A 6,090-nucleotide genomic window follows, 5' to 3' on the forward strand; every position below is an offset into this window, starting at 1 on the left:
GTGTAGGTTCCTCTCAATTGAGTCCTGGTCAGGAAACTTGACCAGCGGTTTCATGCTTGAGTCCCCGGTTCGTGTCAGGGAAGCCGTCCCGAGCGGATGTCATTTTCCACGAGGCTTCGATGGCGAGTTGCGCGACGACGTGTGGTGCGCGTGCTGCTGGGGTCGGTGTGTAGTAGGTGCGGCCGCGGCCGCCTTGTCTTCGGTATGCGCGTTCAGTTGGTGTTTCGGCTCGGCTTGTGACCCAGCCGGCTCGTTCCAGGAGCTTGAGCTGCTTGAAGATGGTCTCGAAGGGAATGCCGGTGTCGTTGTGGATCTTCGCCGCGTAGCTCTCGGACGAGTGGCCGAGGAGGTAACGGATGACGGGCAGCATCGGCGGTGGAATGCGGATCCGTTGCGCCGGTAGCACTGTCAGAGCTGTGCGTTCTCCGTCGACGGACTCCTGGGCACTCTTGAGTTTCTGCGCAGGCGGGAGTGGTTCGATGGCTGAGCCGAGCGCGCGGTGCATGAGCTCTTTGACATCGCTGCGTTCGAGGTCTTTCAGGAGGGCCGCGCCCCGGTCTGTAGGGCGTTGGGGTGCGTGACGGACCGACCGGACGTATAGGGCTTCGCCGAGGTCTGCTTCCAGCCGGTTGAACTGCATGGCGAGGTTTCCGGGGAGAAGGTTCACGTAGTGGGCGGCTGCGGACAGGGTCGGAAACTGCATGTGGATCTGGAACCGGCGAAGCCGGAGCCATCCATTATGGGTGTTTTCGACCAGTTTCCTGATGTCGGGAGGAATCTTTTCCGAGAGATTCATTGTCGCCTCGGACTGGCCGCGGAGGCCGCGGGGGCGGACTTCCACGCCCGCCTTCCGAAGATGGGTGCGGACGGTTGTCTGCTCGCATCCCAGGATCTCGGCGATTTCGACGATTCCCTGATATTTTTCGCTGTACTCGACCCGCAGCCAGTCGTAATCTACGTCGAGCGGGATTTTTCCGCCGGGGCGAGTTTTGATTCCGAGCTTCTTGGCTTGCCTGGTGACCAGATCCACAGGAACCTGGCAGCTTTGAGCGATCTCGGCGATCGTCTTTCCGGCCTGATGGTACTCCCTTTCCAGGAATTCTCGGGTAAGGGTTCTCTCGGCGCGGGTCTTGATGCGCCATGCGTGGAATGTGGTGCGGTGTGCGACAAGGGAGGACAGTAGCCCCTCCCAGTGTCCCGGCGCGATGCTTTCCATCTCTTCGAGGTCGGTTTCGGACATGGATGCCAACAGGCCGGTGAGATGCCCGTCGACAGCAGTGAAGATTCCTGATGCGCCGGCAGCATCACGAACGGGAATCGCGTCCAGTTGTTTCTGCGTCGTGAGCAAAGGGTGATCTGCACTGAGACGGAGGAGTGGCGCCATCGAGAGGTCTTGATCGCATCTTGCACGAGACTTGAAGTTGAGCATGCATTGCCCAGGCGAATGCAGGTGAACGGCACCGAGAAGTCGGCTCCGGGAACGGCTCTGGCAGCCCGGGCAACTGTCATGCATAAGCGTCCGGTGTCTGGTGCAGGCGAATGACCATGGAAGCCACGACCGGGTGAGCCACCGCCCTCGGTTTTCGTCCAGGCACCTCGGGCAGTAGCGGAAAGTTGGATTGCGCTTGACGAAGAGGCCGTGCTCGAGGACGGAAGCGTTGAGGATTCCTTCAGGAAGGCTGAGCTGGGACTCTAGTCGCCTGAGATCCTCGGGTGAGGAGCGTGCAACGAGCTGAGCAGGGTTGTGGTGTGAGAATCCGAGAACCCTCGTCAGCGACGGCAAAGGCACCCAACTGCGGCGAGCGAGGGCCTCAAGCCAACTGTCCAGACTCTCGCCTGGCAGCGGCATGACGCGAATGGCCAACGTGCGAGGACGGGTCATGACTGCCCTCCGGGCCGGCTGACCAGACGCCCGGATTCGAGCGCTTGCTGCAGTTCGGCGCGTCCCTGCTCGGAGGCCGCGTCGTTCTTCACCTTGTCGAGCAGCCCGGCGTCGAGACGTTCGACGCCGGTCCGCACCGCCCTCTGGCAGCCGCGGTTGATCAGGGTCATCAGCGAGCCGATATGCCCGGTGCTGCGAGCGAAGAGGTAGTCAGACAGGTCATCTGCGATCATTCCCGGGTGTTTGTCTGCCAGGATCACCCGTTCCTCGATCGCGAGGAGCGTATTGCGCCAGTCGGCCCGGCCTGCGGGGGAGTCGATGGCGAAAGGAGCCATGTCCAGGCGTGTGGTCCGCCGGCCTGTCTGGGCCAGCACGCCGTCCTCGTAGCTTTCTCCCTCGCTGAACAGTCCCCGTTTCGCCAGGCCGACTCCGATCATCAGGAGTGTGACGGGGAACTCGTTGGCAATGTATTTGAAGTGATTGCTCACCTCGATGCCGTTTCGGTTCCGCCACCTGAGAAAGTGTAGATCGTCGATGATCAGAAGCTTTGTCTCGGATGACAACACGGAATCCAACGCCCGGTAGCCGAAATCTGCGGAAGTTCCCCGGAACCTTCCGGGATGGCCGAAGAATTCGAGGATGGCACGGTTGAAATCTCGCATTCCCGTGTTGGAGGTGAGCCCGACGCGGCAGACCGGCCAGCGCTCGTGGCCCTCCTGGGTGTACTCGCCCTCCTCCTTGACGATGCGACGGTGCAGTTTCCGGGCGAAGGCGAGGACAGCGGTGGTCTTGCCGAGGCCGGGAAAGGCGTCCAGGGCGATCCCACCCTTCACCTTGTCGCCGTCCTGGTCGTTACTGTCGAAGATGTCCCACAGGTCCTCATGCAGGGCTTCCATCTGAGGCGTCGCCAAGGGTCCGAGGTTCGCGTGCCACTTGCGGCGGGACCGGTTGTAGGCCGCCAGCGCGTCCTCGCCCAGCCGCTTCAGCTGCCGGCGCGACAGTGCCTCCGGGCGTGGGCGGGACGGGGCCTGCGCGAGAGCGCGGAAGCCTTCCTTGCGTGACAGGGTGAGGTGGTCGAGCTTTCCCTGCAGGTCGCCAGCCTCCGGCCCCGACTGAATGCGACTAGTCATCGGCATCCACGTCCTTCAGGGCAGTGGCGTAGAAGTCGATTTCCTCGCCCAGTTCCTCGAGGCTGTCGGCGTCGTCATCGCCTTCCTCGACGACTTCTTCTGGCAGGTCGTCCGCTGGTAGAGCCTGCTCGGGCAGGGATAGCACCCGGGCAACCGACGGCAGTGCGGTGACCGCTTCCGTCCTTTGAGCGGGCAGGTCGAAGGACGTCTGTTCGCGGGACAGACGCAATGCCATGCGCCGTTCCACCAGCGAGTCGCCGAGTCCCAGATTCCACCGCTCCAGCAGCTGGGCGATGGCCAGCCGGTCGCTGGGATACGTATACCTCTGCGCGGCCAGTCGCCGGGCGAACTGCAACGCTTCCCCGCTGAGCGGCATCTCCAGGCCGCGGGCGTGTTCCCACTCCAGGGTGTGCCATGTCCGTTCGGCATCACGGAAATAGATCCGTGTGACGTCGTCGGGGTCCGCGTAGAACTCCAGCCGCCGCTGGGACAGTTCGACCGAGGAACCGGCCATGTCCCGTAGCCCGTCGAGAGCCTCGCCGTTGTAGCGGCGGGCGTCGATCTCGACACCGTAGCTTTGAACGGTCCGGAGACAGACGTTGAGAAACTCGTAGGCCAGGTTGGGATCCCGGGGAACCTCGATGTATCCGGCGCGGGCCAGACCGTGACTGAACATCATCGCCGGCGACAATTCCAGCTTCGGCAGGTGCGGATCGACCAGTCCCGAATGCGGCCTGTGGTGATAGGTGAGGGCAACCCACTCTCGGATGATCGCCTCCAACTCGTGCAGGAAGAAGAACGCGTCCTTCTCGGGGTTCAGTCCGCGGGAGTGGATATCCGGTCCCTTGTAGCCGGGAAGCCGCTGCAGCAGATCCTCACGCAGAGTCCGGAAGAACCTCTCGATCGGTCCCTTGTCCCGGCCGGTGCGGAGCCGGGCGGGCTGGATCGAAATGCCCATCCGCCGGCAGACACTCGTCAGGTGTGCCGACAGGTAGACCTTTCCGTGGTCGACGATCAGCGTTTCCGGTGCCAGTGCGGGCCCGGAAGCTCCCGTGATCGGGCCATGCGCGGCCTCGACGTCGACCAGGACGCCGTCCGGAATACCGTGGTAGGGCCAGGCGGCGTCCTTGGGCCAGTTATCCGCCGCCGGCCGGGGCCGGAATGCCTGGAACAGAACGGCCGCGGCATCGACGGCCTTCGTCGACACCGGCGTGAGCCGGATTCCGGTGATGCAGCGCGTGTACCAGTCCATCGCAACCGTCAGTTCCGCCTGGACCCACTTCAACGTGACCGGGTCGAGAGCGAAGACATCCAGCCGTGTCGTGTCCATCAGTAGATATTCACCCGGCCGGGTCGGCCGCAGCTTTCCGAAAACCCCGCGGGGTCGGTCAGCGATATCCCGGTTCCGTTTCGTGCTCAGCCGGAACACCGGCTGGCGCCGTTCGAGTTCCTGAACCCACCGATAGGCCGCCGTCCGCTTCGGAACCGGCACCACCTCCTCGCCGTAACGCCGGATCAGACGGGCCTCCACCCGCTCCAGCACGACCTTGACCGACGGCCGCGACTCATCGCGGTATTCCTCCAGCAGTTCCATGACCGTCTCAGTCCACCGGGGATCGGCGTGGCCCAGCCCCCCGTCCGCCGGCCTCCGGCGCGGAGCCAGTCCGGCCTCCCCAGTCTCGAGAAAGGCCTGTGCCCATCGCCGAACGGTCCGGTCCGTGACTCCCAGCTCGGCGGCCTTCGCCTCGTAACGCCTGGTCAGCGGCAGATCGGGCCGGTAGTCAGCCCTGGGCTCGTTGGGCCTGGCCAGCTCTTCGCTTCCCGAGCGGAAACCCGTCAGCACCTCTCGGACGTGCTCGGCGCGCTTCAGCACCTTCGTCCGCTCATCCGAACTCAGGGCGGCCAGGACCGACGCCACCAGGTCACCTTCATCGGCGGACGTGCCAGGGCCGGTCGGAATTACCCAGGCCCTGTCCGAGGACAGCAACTCGCTCACCGACATCCGCAACAACCGGCCGCGACCGTCCTTGAGGACGACGTCCATGCCCGTGGCCAGGCTCGCGAACTCCACGATCTCGACCGTCTCGCCGTCCAGACGGAGCCGCGTCCCGTTGCCCAGCCGTGTGCCGGCCCGACTCATGCGGCCCTCCTCAGCACGTGGTTCGCGCTCAGCGGCCTGTCCAGGTCCGTCGTCGCGTGGCCCGACCACAGCAGCTGCAGCACCGCGGACTTCACCAGCGGCCGGGGTCGCTCGGGAAGAAGCAGAAACGCCTCGCCCAACGTCATCCCGTTCACGACCGCCTCCTGCAGTTCGTCCCTGAGCACGGGATCGAAGAGCCAGTCCCGCCGGTAACCGGCGAGGAAACGGATGTTCTCCAGCACATGCGGGTCCGGCTCGCTCCAGACCTCGTAGCGCCATCCGCGGGCCTGGACCGCCTGCCGCGTCCAGGCGAAGGTGAACGCCACGTCCGGCCGGTCAAGGCGATGCGCGGGCTTCACGTCGACGACCACGGGGCCGTCCTCGGCCAGCAGCAGATAGTCGGGGATGTGCCGCCGCAGCCTGCCGTCGACCTGGGCCTTCAACAGGAACGGCTGAGCGGCAATGTGCCTGACCTCCGGGCTGAAATCGGCGAACAGCAGCCGAGCGAGCTCCAGGCGCGACTCGTAGATCACGTGATCGCCTACGGTCGACGACCAGTACGTGCCCGAATAGTGCTTCTGATCCTTGTACCAGCGGAAAGTCCGCCACGGCGCCGCTTGACCCAGCAGGTCGAGCGGCGCCGAGGCCCACTCCAACCCCTCGGCCACCGACAGGTCAGGACGTCGTACATCCACGTGCACCGCATCGGGCTCAGCAGCGACAGCCACCGGCTCCACCTCGCGTCCGTCAGGACGGCCACGACGGCCGTCGATCGCCGCTGGCATGCCCACGCCGTCAGCGGTCATGACGGCCGAAGCAGTCATGTACACGAAGGGAGGAAGTTGCTGTCCTTGTCGGTCAGATCCCATTACCGTGTCCCTTTGGACATTCCGTGGACATCACGTCGCGGAACTGGACACGGGATTCGGGATCCCACA

At 64.5% G+C, this 6,090-nt stretch carries 4 protein-coding genes and 1 pseudogene; all 5 read right to left on the minus strand.

The features are described 5' to 3' along the window. Positions 1–28: 28 nt before the first annotated feature. Positions 29–1,348 (minus strand): hypothetical protein, encoded by a 1,320-nt coding sequence (locus ACFYT9_RS39445; protein ID WP_389172010.1) that lies wholly within the window; start codon positions 1,346–1,348, stop codon positions 29–31. Positions 1,349–1,525: 177 nt separating this feature from the next. Further along, positions 1,526–1,882: pseudogene (locus ACFYT9_RS39450) on the minus strand (TniQ family protein); the annotation flags it as partial. Then, complete coding sequence (locus ACFYT9_RS39455) at positions 1,879–3,012, minus strand: AAA family ATPase (protein ID WP_389172003.1); 1,134 nt, start codon at positions 3,010–3,012, stop codon at positions 1,879–1,881. The gene ACFYT9_RS39455 and the pseudogene ACFYT9_RS39450, both read right to left, overlap by 4 nt. Continuing rightward, positions 3,005–5,152 (minus strand): helix-turn-helix domain-containing protein, encoded by a 2,148-nt coding sequence (locus ACFYT9_RS39460; protein ID WP_389172005.1) that lies wholly within the window; start codon positions 5,150–5,152, stop codon positions 3,005–3,007. Before ACFYT9_RS39460 ends, ACFYT9_RS39455 begins: the two co-directional genes overlap by 8 nt. After that, the gene (locus tag ACFYT9_RS39465) at positions 5,149–5,976 is read right to left on the minus strand and encodes a TnsA-like heteromeric transposase endonuclease subunit (protein WP_389172008.1); all 828 of its coding nucleotides are present in this window, start codon (positions 5,974–5,976) and stop codon (positions 5,149–5,151) included. The genes ACFYT9_RS39460 and ACFYT9_RS39465 overlap by 4 nt, the downstream gene beginning before the upstream one ends. Positions 5,977–6,090 lie beyond the last annotated feature (114 nt).

It is taken from the genome of Streptomyces sp. NPDC004435 (assembly GCF_042873895.1).
Taxonomy (GTDB): Bacteria; Actinomycetota; Actinomycetes; order Streptomycetales; family Streptomycetaceae; genus Streptomyces.